This is a genomic window from Streptomyces avicenniae (assembly GCF_000719135.1).
Taxonomy (GTDB): Bacteria; Actinomycetota; Actinomycetes; order Streptomycetales; family Streptomycetaceae; genus Streptomyces; species Streptomyces avicenniae.
Window position 1 is genome coordinate 125,222 of sequence record NZ_JOEK01000002.1, and the last position, 17,133, is coordinate 142,354.

At 73.8% G+C, this 17,133-nt stretch carries 12 protein-coding genes; 7 read left to right on the plus strand and 5 right to left on the minus strand.

The genetic code is table 11. The annotated features are described in order from the left end of the window. The first annotated feature begins 275 nt into the window (after positions 1 to 275). The 4 genes from IF27_RS04620 to glgB all read left to right on the plus strand — a co-directional run bounded on the left by IF27_RS04620 (position 276) and on the right by glgB (position 7,963). On the plus strand, positions 276 to 2,312 hold the full coding sequence (locus tag IF27_RS04620; protein WP_052848032.1) for an alpha-1,4-glucan--maltose-1-phosphate maltosyltransferase: 2,037 nt from the start codon (positions 276 to 278) through the stop codon (positions 2,310 to 2,312). After that, positions 2,309 to 4,012 carry a maltose alpha-D-glucosyltransferase gene (treS, locus tag IF27_RS04625; RefSeq protein WP_052848033.1) on the plus strand — a complete coding sequence of 568 codons (1,704 nt, stop codon included), beginning with the start codon at positions 2,309 to 2,311 and terminating at the stop codon, positions 4,010 to 4,012. Before IF27_RS04620 ends, treS begins: the two co-directional genes overlap by 4 nt. 205 nt (positions 4,013 to 4,217) lie before the next feature. After that, on the plus strand, positions 4,218 to 5,711 hold the full coding sequence (locus tag IF27_RS04630; protein ID WP_052848034.1) for a maltokinase N-terminal cap-like domain-containing protein: 1,494 nt from the start codon (positions 4,218 to 4,220) through the stop codon (positions 5,709 to 5,711). Positions 5,712 to 5,806: 95 nt separating this feature from the next. Continuing rightward, positions 5,807 to 7,963, plus strand: coding sequence for a 1,4-alpha-glucan branching protein GlgB (glgB, locus tag IF27_RS04635; RefSeq protein WP_052848035.1), 2,157 nt, complete (start codon positions 5,807 to 5,809; stop codon positions 7,961 to 7,963). A 58-nt stretch (positions 7,964 to 8,021) separates the two neighbouring features. Here glgB and IF27_RS04640 read toward each other — a convergent pair whose 3' ends face one another. Continuing rightward, the gene (locus IF27_RS04640) at positions 8,022 to 9,242 is read right to left on the minus strand and encodes an amidohydrolase (protein WP_052848036.1); all 1,221 of its coding nucleotides are present in this window, start codon (positions 9,240 to 9,242) and stop codon (positions 8,022 to 8,024) included. Positions 9,243 to 9,409: 167 nt separating this feature from the next. Between IF27_RS04640 and IF27_RS04645 the strand changes: the two genes are divergently transcribed. After that, complete coding sequence (locus IF27_RS04645) at positions 9,410 to 10,333, plus strand: serine/threonine dehydratase (RefSeq protein WP_052848037.1); 924 nt, start codon at positions 9,410 to 9,412, stop codon at positions 10,331 to 10,333. 42 nt (positions 10,334 to 10,375) lie between these two features. Here IF27_RS04645 and IF27_RS04650 read toward each other — a convergent pair whose 3' ends face one another. Beyond that, positions 10,376 to 10,765: a VOC family protein gene (locus IF27_RS04650; protein ID WP_052848038.1), complete on the minus strand. Its 390-nt coding sequence runs from the start codon at positions 10,763 to 10,765 to the stop codon at positions 10,376 to 10,378. Between the two features lie 79 nt (positions 10,766 to 10,844). On the opposite strand from IF27_RS04650, the gene IF27_RS04655 reads away from it, so the two are divergent. Further along, a complete protein-coding gene (locus IF27_RS04655; protein WP_052848039.1) occupies positions 10,845 to 11,603 on the plus strand; it encodes a TetR/AcrR family transcriptional regulator in 759 nt (252 codons plus the stop codon). 16 nt (positions 11,604 to 11,619) lie between these two features. On the opposite strand, the gene IF27_RS04660 is transcribed toward IF27_RS04655, so the two are convergent. Continuing rightward, positions 11,620 to 12,012, minus strand: coding sequence for a VOC family protein (locus tag IF27_RS04660; protein WP_052848040.1), 393 nt, complete (start codon positions 12,010 to 12,012; stop codon positions 11,620 to 11,622). Between the two features lie 88 nt (positions 12,013 to 12,100). On the opposite strand from IF27_RS04660, the gene IF27_RS04665 reads away from it, so the two are divergent. Then, positions 12,101 to 15,361: an AfsR/SARP family transcriptional regulator gene (locus IF27_RS04665; protein WP_190232811.1), complete on the plus strand. Its 3,261-nt coding sequence runs from the start codon at positions 12,101 to 12,103 to the stop codon at positions 15,359 to 15,361. On the opposite strand, the gene IF27_RS04670 is transcribed toward IF27_RS04665, so the two are convergent. Next, the gene (locus IF27_RS04670) at positions 15,299 to 16,132 is read right to left on the minus strand and encodes an ABC transporter permease (RefSeq protein WP_052848042.1); all 834 of its coding nucleotides are present in this window, start codon (positions 16,130 to 16,132) and stop codon (positions 15,299 to 15,301) included. The two genes, IF27_RS04665 and IF27_RS04670, sit on opposite strands and share 63 nt — an antisense overlap. Continuing rightward, positions 16,129 to 17,133, minus strand: coding sequence for an ATP-binding cassette domain-containing protein (locus IF27_RS04675; RefSeq protein WP_052848043.1), 1,005 nt, complete (start codon positions 17,131 to 17,133; stop codon positions 16,129 to 16,131). The genes IF27_RS04670 and IF27_RS04675 overlap by 4 nt, the downstream gene beginning before the upstream one ends.

Genomic DNA, 17,133 nt, shown 5'->3' on the forward strand with positions numbered 1-17,133 from the left:
CCCGCGCGCGGGCCCCTTTTCCGCCCCCTCGCACGTCTTGGCGGAAAGCGGACCGGTGTGGTCCCGCGAAGTCCGGAAAGCCTCTCCAAGGCAGACGCGTCAGCGGGCGCAGCGATGCGCCACCCCCACCCGAGTGAACGCGCAGGGGAGCGGCCATGCTCGAAACCAGCCAGTCACGTGCAAAGAAGATACAAAGGACGAAATCCCCACAAGCCGGGGTAAGTCCCCCGGACGACGTCACCGGCCCGCCTTCGACACCTCCAGGTGATTCCCAGATGATCGGTCGCATCCCCGTCCTCGACGTCCAGCCGCGCGTGGACTGCGGGCGCCGCCCCGCCAAGGCGGTGCCGGGCGAGACCTTCCAGGTCAGCGCGACCGTCTTCCGCGAGGGCGCGGAGGCGGTGGGCGCGAACGTGGTGCTGCGTGACCCGAAGGGCCGCGTGGGGCCGTGGACTCCGATGCGGGAGCTGGCCCCGGGCACCGACCGGTGGGGCGCGGAGGTGACGCCGGACAGCGAGGGCCGCTGGACGTTCGCCGTCGAGGCGTGGAGCGACCCGGCCGCGAGCTGGCGCCGGGTGGCGGCGATCAAGGTGGGCGCGGGCGTGGACGTGGAACTGACGCTGCGGGAGGGCGCCGGTCTGTACCGGCGCGCCGCGGCGGGCGTCCCGCGCAGCGACGGCAAGGAGACGGTGCTCGCCGCCGCCCGCGCCCTGCTCGACCCGGCCCTCGGCGCGGAGGAACGTCTCTCCGCCGCGCTGGCGCCCGACGTCGTGGCGGCGCTCGAACGCAGCCCGCTGCGGGAACTCGTCACCGCCTCGCGCCCGATGCCGCTGATGGTGGAGCGGGAACGGGCGCTGTACGGCTCGTGGTACGAGCTGTTCCCGCGCTCGGAGGGCGCCCGGGTGCGCCGGGGCAGGCCGCCGGTCTCCGGCACGCTGCGCACGGCGGCCGAGCGGCTGCCCGCCGTCGCGGCGATGGGCTTCGACGTGGTCTACCTGCCGCCGGTGCACCCGATCGGCACGTCGTTCCGCAAGGGCCCCGGCGGGTCCCTGACGGCGCGGGCGGACGACGTGGGCAGCCCGTGGGCCATCGGCTCGCCCGACGGCGGGCACGACGCGATCCACCCCGACCTCGGCACCCTCGACGACTTCGACCACTTCGTCGCGACCGCCGCCTCGCTCGGCATGGAGGTGGCGCTCGACTTCGCGCTCCAGTGCAGCCCCGACCACCCCTGGGTGAAGGAGCACCCCGAATGGTTCAGGCGGCGGGCGGACGGCACCATCGCGTTCGCCGAGAACCCGCCGAAGAAGTACCAGGACATCTACCCGATCTCGTTCGAGCAGGACCTCCCCGGCCTGGTGACGGAGACGCTGCGGCTGCTGCGGCACTGGATGGCGCACGGGGTGCGGATCTTCCGGGTGGACAACCCCCACACGAAGCCGGTGGTGTTCTGGGAGAAGGTCATCGGCGAGATCAACAGGACCGACCCCGACGTCCTCTTCCTGGCCGAGGCGTTCACGCGTCCCGCGATGATGCACACGCTGGCGCAGATCGGCTTCCAGCAGTCGTACACCTACTTCACCTGGCGCAACGGCCGTCACGAGCTGGCCGAGTACCTGACCGAGCTGAGCGGCCAGGCCGCGGCCTACATGCGGCCGAACTTCTTCGTCAACACGCCCGACATCCTCCACGCGTACCTCCAGCACGGGGGGCGCGCGGCCTTCGAGACGCGCGCCGTCCTGGCGGCGACGCTGTCGCCGACCTGGGGCATGTACGCGGGCTACGAGCTGTGCGAGAACGAGGCGGCGGCGCCCGGCAGCGAGGAGTACGCCGGTTCGGAGAAGTTCGAGCTGCGCCCGCGCGACTGGGCGCGCGCCGAGGCGGAGGGGCGCAGCATCGCCCCCCTCGTGACGCTGCTGAACGACCTGCGCAGGCGGCACCCGGCGCTGCGTCAGCTGCGCGATCTGCACTTCCACGCCTCGGACAACGAGCACATCCTGGCGTACTCCAAGCGCGCCCGGACACCGCACGCCGACTGCGTGCTGACAGTGGTCAACCTCGATCCGCACCACACCCACGAAGCGACGATCTCGTTGGATATGGCGCAACTCCAAGGGTGCGGTCTCACGCCAGCGCAGGAAGGCGGCGCCGAGCCCTTCCCGGTGCGCGACCAGCTCACCGGGGCGACCTATCACTGGGGCAGGGACAACTATGTGCGGCTTGAGCCGGGCCGTGCGGATGCGTACGCCTCGTCCGCCCACATCCTGGCCCTGCGACCGTCCTCACAGACCGGAGGGTCACCCACACCATGAGCGTCAATGAGCCGGTTCTCGACACCTTCGAGGACACGCCAGCCCGCGACCGGGACCCGGAGTGGTTCAAGCGAGCGGTCTTCTACGAGGTCCTTGTCCGCTCCTTCCAGGACAGCAACGGCGACGGAATCGGTGACCTGAAGGGGCTCACCGCCAGGCTCGACTACCTTCAGTGGCTGGGCGTGGACTGCCTGTGGCTCCCGCCCTTCTTCGCGTCACCGCTGCGGGACGGCGGCTACGACGTGTCGGACTACACCGACGTGCTCCCGCAGTTCGGCGACCTGGCCGACTTCGTGGAGTTCGTGGACGCGGCGCACCAGCGCGGCATGCGGGTCATCATCGACTTCGTCATGAACCACACCAGCGACCAGCACCGGTGGTTCCAGGAGTCGCGCAAGGACCCGGAAGGACCGTACGGCGACTACTACATGTGGGCCGACGACGACAAGGGGTACGCGGACGCGCGGATCATCTTCGTCGATACCGAGTCGTCCAACTGGACGTTCGACCCGGTCCGCAAGCAGTACTTCTTCCACCGCTTCTTCTCCCACCAGCCGGATCTCAACTACGAGAACCCGGCCGTGCGGGAGGAGATCGTCTCCGCGCTGCGCTTCTGGCTCGACCTGGGCATCGACGGCTTCCGGCTCGACGCGGTCCCGTACCTCTTCGCCGAGGAGGGCACCAACTGCGAGAACCTGCCGCAGACCCACGAGTTCCTGAAGTCGGTGCGGGCGGAGATCGACACGCACTACCCGGACACGGTGATCCTGGCCGAGGCGAACCAGTGGCCGGAGGACGTCGTCGATTACTTCGGCGACTACGACAAGGGCGGGGACGAGTGCCACATGGCGTTCCACTTCCCCGTCATGCCGCGGATCTTCATGGCCGTGCGCCGTGAGTCGCGCTACCCGGTCTCGGAGATCCTGGCCAAGACCCCGCAGATCCCGGCCCACGCCCAGTGGGGCATCTTCCTGCGCAACCACGACGAGCTGACCCTGGAGATGGTCACCGACGAGGAGCGCGACTACATGTACGCGGAGTACGCCAAGGACCCGCGGATGCGGGCCAACATCGGCATCCGCAGGCGGCTCGCCCCGCTGCTCGACAACGACAGGAACCAGATCGAGCTGTTCACGGCGCTGCTGCTGTCGCTGCCGGGCTCGCCGATCCTGTACTACGGCGACGAGATCGGCATGGGCGACAACATCTGGCTCGGCGACCGCGACGCGGTGCGGACCCCGATGCAGTGGACCCCCGACCGGAACGCGGGCTTCTCCTCCTGCGACCCGGGACGGCTGTACCTGCCGACGATCATGGACCCGATCTACGGGTACCAGGTGACCAACGTCGAGGCGGCCATGAGCTCCCCGGCGTCCCTGCTGCACTGGACACGGCGGATGGTGGAGATCCGCAAGCAGAACCACGCCTTCGGCCTCGGCACGTACGGCGAGCTGCCGTCGTCGAACCCGTCCGTCCTCGCGTTCCTGCGCGAGTACGGCGACGACCTGGTGATGTGCGTCAACAACTTCTCCCGCTTCTCCCAGCCGACGGAGCTGGACCTGCGCGCCTGGGTCGGGCGCGTGCCGGTGGAGCTGATCGGCGGCGTGCGGTTCCCGCCGATCGGGGAGCTGCCCTACCTGCTGACGCTGGCGGGGCACGGCTTCTACTGGTTCCGGCTCCGTAAAGGATCCGAGCAGTAGGACGTAACGCGAACGGGGCAGGCTTACCCCCGGTGGTCCGGGGGTAAGCGTTCCCTGTCGCCCAGTTCTACCCAAAGCACTCCATATGTGTTACGGGCGTCACCCGCTCGGTCGGTCCTTCACGACACGTCCCGCACCACGGGGCTTCGCTCGCTGCAATCCGGGACACTTCGCCACATATTTTCGTGCCCGGGGAAAGGACGCCATGTCGGACAGCTCCTCACCCCGGACGGTTCCGGCGCGCCTCCCGCTCGCCACCGCTCCGCAGGCCAGCGCCCTGCTCAGGTCCCTCACGGGCCTCCTCGCGCGCTGGATGCCACGGCAGCGCTGGTTCGCGGGCAAGGGCCGTCCGCTCAGCTCGCTCACCCTCGTCTCCGCCACGGAGCTGCTCCCGTGCACGGGCGGCGGCCCCATCCCCGGACTGCTGCACCTGCTCGTGCGCACCCGCCTGGGCGGCCAGGAGGGCGCGCCGCCCGCAGGGGACTGCTACCAGCTGCTCCTCGGCGTCCGCCCCACCCTGCCGCCCACGCTCAACCCGGCCCTGGTCGGCCGCCCCGCGGACGGCCCGCTGCGCGGCAAGGCCGTCTACGAGGCGCTGCACGACGCACGGCTCGCCGCCCTCCTGCTGGAGCGGCTGCGCGCCCCCGGGCGGCTCGGCGGCCTGACGTTCGGCCGCGCCCCCGGCTCCGCGATCCCCTCGGGGCTGCCCGCCCGCGTCCTGACCGGCGAGCAGTCCAACACGTCCGTCGTCTACGGCGACACGCACATCCTGAAGCTGTTCCGCCGGGTCAGCCCCGGCATCAACCCGGACCTGGAGCTGCCGCTCGCGCTCGCCGAGGCCGGCAGCGGCCGGGTCCCGGCGCCCGCCGCCTGGTTCGAGGCGACGCTCCCCCCGCCGCCCGACACCGGGAACAGCACGGGCGGCGGCCGGGACGAGCGCCACCGCGACGGCGCGGAGCCGATGACGCTCGGCGTGCTGGCGCCCTTCCTGTCCGGGTCCTCGGACGGCTGGCAGCTCGCCCTGCGCTCCCTGGCGGAGCGCACCGACTTCACCGGCTCGGCCCGCTCCCTCGGCCGCGCCACCGCCGAGGTCCACACGGCCCTCGCCACCGTGCTGCCCACCGTCCGCCTCGGCCGCGAGCAGCTGGAGCACGTCGCCGCCGCCATGGCCGAACGGCTCGACGAGGCGGCCGAGGCCGTGCCCGCGCTGCGCCCCTACCGCGCCGGGCTGCGCCGCTCCTTCGACACCGTCGCCGACTTCGCGCGCCGCGGCGGCACCTGCGTCGCCCAGCGGCTCCACGGCGACCTGCACCTCGGTCAGGTCCTGCACACCGCGGAGACCGGCACCTGGTCCCTCATCGACTTCGAGGGCGAGCCCGCCAGACCCCTGGCCGACCGCCGCAGACCGGGTCCGCCCGTCCGCGACATCGCCGGGATGCTGCGCTCCTTCGACTACGCGGCCTGCCAGCACCCGGCGGGCGGCCCCTGGGTGGACAGCTGGTCACGCGCCAACCGCACCGCCTACTGCCAGGGCTACGCCGAGGCGTCGGGCCAGGACCCGATGGACCAGCTCGACCTGCTGCGCGCCTACGAGACGGACAAGGCCGTCTACGAGGTCCTGTACGAGGCCAGGCACCGCCCCGCGTGGCTGCACGTCCCGATGGCGGCGGTCCGCCGGCTCGCCGCCGCGCCCGGCTGAGCGCCGGGCCGGGCACCCGCGCCCCCACCGCGTGCCCGCGCCGCACGGCGTGGCCGCTCCCTCGCCCGACCCCCACAGCCCATAGGAGCCGCGCAGTGCCTCACGCGCTTTCCGCCGACGACCGGACCCGTCTCCTCTCCGGCGCCCACCACGATCCGCACGCGCTGCTCGGGGCGCACCCCGAGCCCGGCGGGGGCCTGCGGGTCCGCGCGCTGCGCCCGGGGGCGCGGGGGGTGAGCGTCCTCGGCACGCCGCTCGAACCGGAGGGCGACGGCCTGTTCTCCGGCGTGCTGCCCGAGCCCGCGGGGGCGCGCGGCGTCCCCGCGTACGAGTTCGAGGTGACCTACGGGCCGGGCGACGTGCGCCGCGCGCAGGACCCGTACCGCTTCCTGCCCGCGCTCGGCGGCTTCGACCTGCACCTGATCGCCGAGGGGCGGCACGAGCGGCTGTGGGACGCGCTCGGCGCCAGGACCATGACGCACCAGGGCGTGCGCGGCACGCGCTTCACCGTCTGGGCGCCGAACGCGCGGGGCGTCCGCGTCGCGGGGGACTTCAACGGCTGGGACGGCGGCGCGTACCCCATGCGGTCGCTCGGCGCGTCCGGTGTGTGGGAGCTGTTCCTGCCGGGCGTCGGCGCGGGAGCGCTGTACAAGTTCGACGTCTGCCGCCCCGACGGCTCGCACTCCCAGCGCGCCGACCCGATGGCCCGCCGCACGGAGCGCCCGCCCGCGACCGCCTCGGTGGTCGAGGAGAGCGCCTACGACTGGGGCGACGCCGCCTGGATGACCGCGCGGGCCGGGCGCCACTGGCACCGGGAGGCCATGTCGGTGTACGAGCTGCACCTCGCGTCGTGGCGCCCCGGCGCGACGTACCGCACGCTCGCCGAGGAACTGCCCGCGTACGTCGCCGACCTCGGCTTCACGCACGTCGAGCTGATGCCCCCGGCCGAGCACCCGTTCGGCGGCTCCTGGGGCTACCAGGTGACCGGCTACTACGCGCCGACCGCCCGCCTCGGCACGCCCGACGACTTCCGCCACCTCGTGGACGCGCTGCACCGCGCGGGGATCGCGGTGCTGATCGACTGGGTGCCGGGGCACTTCCCGAAGGACGAGTGGGCGCTCGCGAAGTTCGACGGCACGCCCTGCTACGAGCACCCGGACCCGCGCCGCGCCGAGCATCCCGACTGGGGCACGCTGGAGTTCGACCTCGGCCGCCGCGAGGTGCGGAACTTCCTGGTCGCCAACGCCGTGTACTGGTGCGAGGAGTTCCACATCGACGGGCTGCGCGTGGACGCCGTCGCCTCGATGCTGTACCTCGACTACTCGCGCGAGGACGGCGAGTGGTCGCCCAACGAGCACGGCGGCCGGGAGAACCTGGACGCCGTCGCGTTCCTCCAGGAGATGAACGCGACCGTCTACCGGCGCTGTCCAGGGGTGATCACCGTCGCCGAGGAGTCCACCGCCTGGGACGGCGTCACGCGGCCGACCGACCAGGGCGGCCTGGGCTTCGGCTTCAAGTGGAACATGGGCTGGATGCACGACTCGCTGGTCTACATGTCCAAGGACCCGGTGCACCGCGCGTGGCACCACGGCGAGATCACGTTCTCCATGGTCTACGCCTACTCGGAGAACTACGTCCTGCCCATCTCGCACGACGAGGTGGTGCACGGCAAGGGCGCGCTCGTGGCGAAGATGCCGGGCGACTGGTGGCGGCAGCGCGCCGACCTGCGGGCGTACCTCGGCTTCATGTGGTCCCACCCGGGGAAGCAACTGCTCTTCATGGGGCAGGAGTTCGCGCAGGGCGCCGAGTGGTCGGAGGCGGAGGGGCCGCAGTGGTGGGTCCTGGACGACTCGTGGCCCGCCGCCGGGGACCACCGGGGCGTGCAACGGCTCGTCAGGTCGCTCAACTCCGTCTACCGCGCGACGCCCGCGCTGTGGGAGCTGGACACCGACCCGGCGGGCTTCCGCTGGCTGCTCGCCGACGCGGCGGGCGACAACGTCCTCGCCTTCACCCGGCACGCGGCCGACGGCGGCCCGCTGCTGGTGGTCTGCAACTTCTCCCCCGTCGTGCGGCACGGCTTCCGGCTCACGCCGTCGGGCCACGCCCCCGGCTGGACCGAGGTGCTGAACACCGACGACCTCGCGTACGGCGGCAGCGGCGTCACCAACCCGGGGCCGCTCAAGGCGGACGCGGCGGGCACCGTGACCCTGACGCTGCCGCCGCTCGCGACGGTGTGGCTGCGCCCGGCGTGACGACCTGGCGCGGCCACCGGCCCCGGCGACGGCGCGCCGGGGCCGGTGGCGGGGGGCGTCAGACCAGCGCCTCGCGGTAGTACGGGTCCACGACCGTGCCGGTGCGCGTCCCCTCGTCCCACGTGTAGACCTCGCGGCCCTCGATGAAGACGTTCAGCGCGCGGCTCATGACGTCCAGCGGGTCGCCCGACCAGATGACGACGTCGCCGTCGAGCCCCGGCTTCAGGGAGCCGACGCGGTCGTCGAGGCCCAGGATCTCGGCCGGGTTGGACGTGATGGTGCGCAGCGCCACGTCGCGGTCGAGCCCTTCCTTGACGGCCAGGGTCACCTGGTGGACGAGGAAGTTGATCGGGATGACGGGGTGGTCCGTGGTGATGGCGACCTTGACCCCGGCGCGGGTGAGGATGCCGGGGTTGGCGAGGGTGCGCTCACGCAGCTCGACCTTGCTGCGGGTGGTGAACAGCGGGCCGCTGATCACCGGCACGTCGCGGCGGGCGATCTCGTCGGCCAGCAGGTGGCCCTCGGTCGCGTGGTTGATGACGACGCGGTAGCCGAACTCGTCGGCGAGGCGCAGCGCGGTGGAGATGTCGTCGGCGCGGTGCGTGTGCTGGCACCACGGCAGCTCGCCGTCGAGGACCTTGACCAGGATCTCCAGGCTGGGGTCGCGCTCGAAGGGCTTGCCCTCGCTCGCGGCGTGCTCGCGCTTCGCGCGGTAGTCCTGCGCCCTGGTGAACGCGTCACGGATGACGGCGGCGACGCCCTGGCGCGTGGACGGCAGCTGCTTCTTGTCGCCGTAGACGCGCTTGGGGTTCTCGCCGAGGGCGCTCTTCACGCTGACGGGCTGGCGGACCAGCATCTCGTCCACGCTGCGGCCCCAGCACTTGAGCGCGACGGTCTGGCCGCCGATGGGGTTGCCCGAGCCGGGCTTGATGACGGCGCTGGTCACGCCGCCCGCGAGGGCGTCCTTGAAGCCGGTGTCGGCCGGGTTGATGGCGTCGAGGGCGCGCATGCGGGCGCCGTTCGGGTCCGTCATCTCGTTGGTGTCGTTCCCGGCCCAGCCCTCGCCCTCCTCGTGGACGCCGATGTGGCCGTGCGCCTCGACGAAGCCGGGGACGACCCAGCGGCCCGCCGCGTCCACCGTGCGGACGCCGTCGGGGACGGTGACCTCGGCGTCGGGTCCCACGGCGGCGATCCTGCCGTCGAGGATGAGCACGGTTCCGCCATCGATGGGTGCGCCGGTGACGGGTACGACATGACCTGATCTGATCGCGATATCCATGGCCACCGAACCTATCCCACGGGATGTGCAGAGGGTAGGCAACAGTCCGGCCGCCCGACGCCCGCCGTACACCGTCGATTTCCGGCCGTCGCGCCGGGGCGGGAGGGGCGGCTGTGACAGGTGTCACGCGCCGGAGCGGCGTCCGCGGCCCGGCCTAGACTGCGGCGGTGATCGGCTACGACGACATCGAGGCCGCCGCGCGGCGCACGGCGGGCGGCACACGGCCCGTGACGCTGGCGCGGGCGGGCGAACGGCTGTGGTTCGCGCTGGAGTTCCTTCAGCACACCGGCACGTTCAAGGCGCGCGGCGCGCTCAACTTCACCGTGGCGCACGCGGAGTCGGGCTCCATCCCGGCGGCCGGGGTGACCATCGCCTCGGGCGGCAACGCGGGGCTCGCCTGCGCCTGGGCCGCCGGGCGGCAGGGCGTGCCCGCGACGGTGTTCGTGCCGGAGACGGCGCCCGCGGTGAAGGTCGCGCGGTTGCGGCGGCTGGGGGCTGAGGTGCGGCAGGTGGGCGGTGAGTACGCGGAGTCGGCCGAGGCGTGCGCGGAGTTCGCGGCGGCGAACGGCGCGCTGGCGTCGCACGCGTACGACCACCCGCTGGTCGCGGCGGGGGCGGGCACGCTGCTGACGGAGATCGCGGCGGCCAGGCCGTCGATCGGGACGGTGGTCGTCTCGGTCGGCGGCGGCGGGCTGTTCGCGGGCGTCGCGGCGGCGGCCCTCCGGCACGGGACGCGGGTCGTCGCCGTGGAGCCGGAGGGCAGCCGGGCGCTGGACGCGGCGCTGGCGGCGGGGGCGCCGGTGGACGTGCCCGTGCGGTCGGTCGCGGCCGACTCGCTGGGCGCGCGCCGGGTCTCGGCCGAGGCGCTGCGCCGGGCGCAGCAGCCGCACACGGCGTCGCTGCTGGTGCGCGACGAGGAGATCGTCGCGGCGCGGCGGCGCCTGTGGGAGGAGCACCGGATCGTGGTCGAGCACGGCGCGGCGGCGGCGTACGCGGGGGCGCTGTCCCTCGCGGCCTCGGGCGCGGAGCCCGAGGGCGAGACGTGCGTGGTGCTGTGCGGGGCGAACACGGACCCGTCCGACCTGGTGTGACGGACGGACGGGCGCCGCGCGTCGGGTGCGGCGTGGGCGGTGTCAGCCCGCGGTGGGCGCGTTCCAGTCCACCAGCTGGACGATGACGCCGTTGGGGTCGCGGACCTGGAAGGCGCGTTCGCCCCACTCCTCGTCGGTCAGCGGCATGGTGATCTCCACCCCCTCGGCGCGCAGCCTGGCCAGCTCGCCCTCCAGGTCGTCCACGACGAAGGCGAGGATGAGCCCGGTGGCGTGCACGTCGCGCTGGTCGGCCGGGAGCGACGGGAGCCCGCGGCGCAGGAAGATCACGTTCATCCCGGCGTCGTCCCTGCTCAGGGAGGCGAAGCCGTCGGCGGCCATCTCCTCCCTGAATCCGAAGTGTGCCGTCAGGAAGGCGCTGGAGGCGGCCACGTCCTCGACGGTGAGCGACACGGCACTTGAGGTGATCTTCACAGCTGGCTCCTTCGGCGAGCGGTTCCCTGTACGCAGTACATTGTACATCGTACGGAGAAGCGTGCGAGAGGATGCCCCCGTGCCGACGGAACGAACGAGCGCGGGCGACCCGGCCCGGACCCTCCAACTGCTGTGGCAGGACTCCCCCGCCGACCGCCCCAAGGGGCCACGCCGCGGGCTCACCGTGGCGGCCGTGGTCACGGCCGCCACCGGCGTCGCCGACGCGGAAGGGCTCGACGCGCTGACGATGCGCCGCGTCGCGAAGGACCTCGGCGTCGTGCCCATGACGCTCTACACCTACGTGCCGGGCAAGGCAGAACTGCTGGACCTGATGCTCGACGCCGCCTACCGGCGCATGCCCCGCGCCGACACCGCGGGGGCGCCGTGGCGCGACCGGCTCACCGCCGTCGCCGAGGAGAACCGCGCCCTTTACGCACGGCACCCCTGGGCGGCGGCGGTCTCCACCGCCAGGCCCCCGCTGGGGCCAGGACTGATGGCGAAGTACGAGCACGAACTCGCGGCCCTGGACGGCCTCGGCCTCGACGACGTCACCCTGGACGCCTGCCTGACCCACCTGCTCACGTTCGTCCAGGCATGGGCCCGCGCCGCCGCCGACGCGCGCGCGGCCGAACAGGACAGCGCCATGGACGACCGGCAGTGGTGGGAGGCGAACGGGCCCCTGCTCGCACGGGTGCTGGACGAGGAGGCGTACCCCCTGGCCGTCCGCGTCGGCGCCGCGGCCGGTGCGGCGCACGGCGGCGCGTACGACCCGGAGCACGCCTACACCTTCGGCCTGGGCCGCGTCCTCGACGGGTTCGCCCCCCTGATCGACGGCTGACCCCCCGAGGACGGGATCAGGAGATGACCGCCCGTGCCTCCTCCCGCTCCGCCGTGCCGCGCAGGACGCAGAACTCGTTGCCCTCCGGATCGGCCAGGACGACCCAGCCCATGCAGCCCGGCGCGCGGCGGTCGGTGACCAGCGTCGCCCCCAGGGCGAGCAGCCGCTGCATCTCCTCCTCGCACGCCGTCTCGGGGCGCAGACAGAGGTGGATACGGTTCTTGACGGACTTCGGCTCGGGCACCTCGTTGAAGTGCAGCACCGGCCCCTCCGCCAGCAGGACCTGCACCTCCGGGTCGCCCGGCCCGTCCTCGGGGTCCAGAGGGCGCCCCGTCGCCTCGCTCCAGAAACGCGCCAGGCCGTAGGCGTCCGCGCAGTCGATCGCTATGTTCTCCACCACTGAAACCATGCGCCGAGCCTGCCCCGCGCGCCGCCGCCCCGCCACCCCTTTCCCCGCCGCCCGCGTGCGCCCGCGCGGGCGGTGCGACACTGTCCCGGTGCAGGTAGGCATCCTCGGGCCCCTCGAAGTGGCCTCCTCCCAGGGACGACCCGTCGCCGTGACGGGCGGGCGGCTGCGCACGCTGCTCACCCGCCTCGCGCTCGACGCCGGGCGGACGGTGCGCGGCGACACGCTCGTGGACGCGCTGTGGGGCGGCGACGACGTGCCGGGCGACCAGGCGAACGCGCTCCAGTCCCTCGTCTCCCGGCTGCGCCGCGCCCTCCCCGAGCCGGGGCTGATCGTCTCGGCGCCGGGCGGCTACCGGCTCGCCCTCCCGCCCGACGCCGTGGACGCGATCCGCTTCGAACGGCTGGCGGACGACGGCCGCCGCGCCCTGGCCGCAGGGCGGGCGGCGGAGGCCGCCGCCGCGCTGCGGGACGCGCTGGCCCTGTGGCGCGGCCCCGCGCTCGCCGACGCGGCCGACGCGCCGTTCGCCGCCGCCCCCGCGACCCGCCTGGAGGAGCTGCGGCTCGCCGCCCGCGAGGACCTGTACGACGCGGAGCTGACGGCGGGCCGCGCCGCCGTCGTCGTCGCGGAGCTGGAGGCCCTGACCGCCGCCCATCCGCTGCGCGAGAGACCGCGCGCCCTGCTGGTGCGGGCCCGCTACGCGACCGGCGGCCAGGCCGAGGCGCTGTCGGCGTACGAGGAGTACCGCGCGCTGCTGGCCGAGGAGTTGGGCGTCGATCCCTCGCCCGAGCTGCGCGACCTCCAGCTGTCGGTCCTGCGCGCCGACAGCGCCCTGGCCCCCGCAGCGGCTCCCCCGCAGCCCGCGCCCGGCAACCTGCGCTCCGCGCTGACGAGCTTCGTCGGGCGCGAGGAGGAGCTGGGGCTCATCGCGAAGCGCCTGGAGGAGTCCCGGCTCGTCACGCTCGTCGGTCCGGGCGGCGCGGGCAAGACCCGGCTGGCGGCCACCACCGCGACCGGGCAGGCCGAGCACTTCCCCGGCGGCGCGTGGCTCGTCGAGCTGGCGCCCGTGACCGACCCCGACGACGTGCCGCAGGCCGTGCTGGACGCGCTCGGCCGCCGCGTGACGGGCATCCTGGAGCGCCCCAGGCCGCCGGGCGCCGCCGCACCCCCGCGCGACGCCCTCGGGATGCTGACGGAGGTGCTGGCCGCCGCCCCGACACTGCTGGTCCTCGACAACTGCGAACACCTCATCGAGGGCACCGCGCGCCTGGCCGACCACCTCCTCGGCCACTGCCCCGGGCTGCGCGTGCTCGCCACCAGCAGGGAACCCCTCGGCATCACCGGCGAATCGCTCTCCCCCGTGCCGTCCCTGACGATGCCTGGCCCGGGCGCCACGGCGGACGAGGCGTACGCCAGCGCCGCCGTACGGCTGCTCGCCGACCGGGCAGCCGCCGTCCGTCCCGGCTTCACCGTGAACGAGACGAACGTCGCCGCCGTCACCGAGATCTGCCGCCGCCTCGACGGCCTGCCGCTGGCCATCGAGCTGGCCGCCGCCCGGCTGCGCGCCATGGAACCGGCGCACCTCGCCGCCCGCCTCGACGACCGCTTCCGGCTGCTCACCGGCGGCAGCCGCACCGCGCTGCCACGCCATCGCACGCTGCACGCCGTCGTCGCGTGGAGCTGGGAGCTGCTGACCGACGAGGAACGGGAGCTGGCCGCCGCCCTCGCCGTCTTCCCCGGCGGCGTCACCCCGGCCTCGGCCGAGGGCGTCACCGGCGTCCCGGCCGACGAGGCGCTCGACCTGCTGATGTCGCTCGCCGACAAGTCGCTGCTCCAGCTCGCCGGGGCGGGCGACGCGGCGGACGGCCCCCGGTTCCGCATGCTGGAGACGCTGCGCGAGTACGGCGTCGAGCGGCTGGCCGCCGAGGGCCGCGCGCGTGCCGTACGGGAGGCGCACACCGCGTACTTCCTGCGGCTCGCGGAGACGGCGGAGCAGCATCTGCGCGGCCGGGACCAACTCCCCTGGATCCTCCAGCTCATGGCCGAACGCGACAACCTGCTCGCCGCGCTCCACCACGCCACCGCCACCGACGACGCCGACACCGCCGTCCGCCTGTGCGCGGCGCTCTCCCTCTACTGGATGATGCGCGGCGCGCACTCGGAGGCCGCGAACTGGCAGCGCGCCGCGCTTGAGGTGCCGGGCGAGCCGCCGCTCGAACAGCTGACGGTGGTCCTGGGCATGACGGTGATCAACATCGCCTCGACGGGCGACCCGCGCGACACCGTGCGCTACGTCGTCCGGCTGCGCCGCGCCCTGGAGGCGCTGGGGGACGCCGCCGCCCGGCATCCCCTGATCGCCGTCTTCAAGCCGGGCCTCCTGCTGTTCGAGGGGTGGCACGGGATGACCGGGCGTCCGCTGGACATCCCGCTCGACCACCCCGACCCGTGGACCCGGGCCATGCTGCGGCTGATGCGCGGCGCCGTGCGGGAGAACGCGGGCGAGCCGGAGGGCACGCAGGACGAGCTGACGGAGGCGGCCGAGGCGTTCCGCGCGGTCGGGGACCGCTGGGGTCTGGCGATGACGCTGACGTCGCTCGGCGAGCTGAACCGTTACACCGGCGCGTACGGGCAGGCCGCCGCGAACCTGGAGGAGGCGCTGCACCTGATGGGCGAGCTGCGCACCGAGTCCGACGCGGAGCACCTCGGCGTACGGCTGGCCACGCTGCACGCCGAGCGCGGCGACACGGACCGGGCGCAGGAGGAGCTGGAACGATTCGCCCGCGACGCGGAGCGGCGGGGCGAGCCCTTCCTGATCGCCACGGTGCACCACGCGCTCGGCGACCTCCACCGGCGCGCGGGGCGTCCCGCGCGGGCCCGTCAGGACTACGCGACGGCGCGGGCGCAGCTGGACCGGCCCGCCTTCGTCCAGCCCCAGCTGAGCGCCGCCGTGCACTGCGGTCTCGCCCTCGCCCTGCTGGAGCTCGGCGAGCCCACCGAGGCGGCGGCCCGTGAGGCGGCCACCGCCCTGCGCGAGGCGGAGTCCGCGCGGGACATGCCGGTGATCGGCGCGGTGGGCGTGACGCTGGCCGCGGTGGCGGACGCGGAGGGCGACCCGGCGGCTGCCGCCGAGCTGCTCGGCACCGCGACCGCCGTGCGCGGCATCGCCTACGGCGGGAACCCGGACGTCGCCCGGTTCACCGCGCGGGTGCGCGGTGTACTGGGCGACGCCGGGTTCGACGCGGCGTACGGGGCGGGGGCCGCCCTGACGCGGGACGCGGCGCTGGCACGCCTACGCCTTGCGGCGGTAGGCCCGGACGGCGAGCGGGAAGAAGACGGCGAACAGCCCGGCTGACCACAGCAGCGTCGTCGTGACGGGCCCGGCCACCGGTCCGCCGGTGAGCAGGCCGCGCGCGGCCTCCATGACGTCGGTCACCGGGTTGACGTTCACCCACCACTGGAGCCAGCCGGGCAGGCTCTCGGTGGGCGTGATCATGTTCGTGCCGAAGGTCAGCGGGAACATGGCGAGGAACATGATGCCCTGCACCGCGCCCGCCTCCCGTGCCACGACGCCGAGCAGCACCGAGGCCCAGATCAGCGAGAAGGCGAACAGCATCACCAGCACGCAGGCCGCCAGCGCGGACAGCGGGTCGGTGCCGATGCGGAAGCCCAGCGCGTAGCCGAAGCCGAGCAGGACCGCGATGCAGACGACGAAGCGCACCATGTCGCCGAGCACCGAGCCGAGCAGCGGCGCCGAGCGGGCGATGGGGAGGCTGCGGAAGCGGTCGAAGACGCCCTTCTTTATGTCGGTGTTGAGGTTCACGCCGGTGGCGACGGTCGCGAAGATGACGGTCTGCACCATGATCGCCGGGAGCAGGAAGCGCAGGTACTCGGAGGTGGATCCCGAGACGGCGCCGCCCAGCAGGTAGACGAACATGACGACGAAGATGATCGGCTGGAGCGTCACGTCGATGAGCTGCTCGGGGGTGCGCAGCGTCTTGACGAGGCTGCGCCTGGCCAGCGTGAGGCTGTGCGTGACGCCGCGGGCGAGGGCGGGGCGCCGGGTGGCGGCCTGCTCGGCGGTGGGGGTGGGTCCTTCGGCGGGGCGGGTGAGGGTGGCGCTCATGCGACGGCCGCTCCCTTCGTCTCGTGGGCGGTGCGGTCGGGGGCCGCGGTGGCGGGGCCGGTGGCGGCGGGGGTGTCACGGCGGGTGAGGGTGTGGAAGACCTCGTCGAGGCTGGGCAGCCGCAGGGACAGCTCCATGACCTCGATGCCCTGCTCGGCGAGGCGTGCGACCACGGGCGGGAGCGCCGCGTCCCCGGTGACGGGCACGCTGAGGACGTCGCGCGCCGGGGAGTCGGGGCGTCCGCCGGTGACGCGTTCGAGGATGTCGCCGACCTCGCCGAGGCGCGCCGGGTCCAGCGGGCGGACCTGGAGCGTCTGGCCGCCGACGACGGACTTCAGCTCGTGCGGCGTGCCCTGGGCGATGACGGAGCCCTGGTCGATGACGGCGATCTCGTCGGCCAGCGCGTCGGCCTCCTCCAGGTACTGCGTGGTCAGCAGCACCGTGACGCCCGAGGCGACCTGCTCGCGCACCAGCGCCCACACGTCGTCGCGCTTGGCCGGGTCCAGGCCGGTCGTCGGCTCGTCGAGGAAGACGACCTCGGGGCGCGCGACGAGGCTGGCCGCCAGGTCGAGACGGCGCCGCATGCCGCCGGAGTACGTGCCGGCCCGGCGGCCCCCGGCCGCGGTGAGGTCGAACTGCTCCAGCAGTTCCCCGGCGCGCCGCTTCGCCTCCTGCCGGGTCAGGTCGAGGAGGCGGCCGATCATGACGAGGTTCTCGACGCCGGTCAGGTCCTCGTCCACGGACGCGTACTGCCCGGTCAGCCCGACGCGGCGGCGCACCTCCTCGGCCTCGCGGACGACGTCGTGGCCCGCCACCTCGGCCGTGCCGCCGTCGGGGCGGGTCAGGGTGGCGAGGATGCGGACGGCGGTGGTCTTGCCCGCGCCGTTCGGTCCGAGGACCCCCAGCACGGTGCCCGGCCTGGCGGCGAGGTCCACCCCGGCCAGTGCCGTGGTGTCCCCGAAACGTTTGACGAGACCCGTGGTCCTGAACGCGTAGCTCAT

What these genes read in the sequence shown, in the direction of transcription:
- IF27_RS04620 (WP_052848032.1), top strand. Translation starts at nt 276, where the DNA reads ATGATCGGTCGCATCCCCGTCCTCGACGTCCAGCCGCGCGTGGACTGC.
- treS (WP_052848033.1), top strand. Translation starts at nt 2,309, where the DNA reads ATGAGCGTCAATGAGCCGGTTCTCGACACCTTCGAGGACACGCCAGCC.
- IF27_RS04630 (WP_052848034.1), top strand. Translation starts at nt 4,218, where the DNA reads ATGTCGGACAGCTCCTCACCCCGGACGGTTCCGGCGCGCCTCCCGCTC.
- IF27_RS04640 (WP_052848036.1), bottom strand. Translation starts at nt 9,242, where the DNA reads ATGGATATCGCGATCAGATCAGGTCATGTCGTACCCGTCACCGGCGCA.
- IF27_RS04660 (WP_052848040.1), bottom strand. Translation starts at nt 12,012, where the DNA reads ATGGTTTCAGTGGTGGAGAACATAGCGATCGACTGCGCGGACGCCTAC.
- IF27_RS04670 (WP_052848042.1), bottom strand. Translation starts at nt 16,132, where the DNA reads ATGAGCGCCACCCTCACCCGCCCCGCCGAAGGACCCACCCCCACCGCC.
- IF27_RS04675 (WP_052848043.1), bottom strand. Translation starts at nt 17,133, where the DNA reads ATGAGCTACGCGTTCAGGACCACGGGTCTCGTCAAACGTTTCGGGGAC.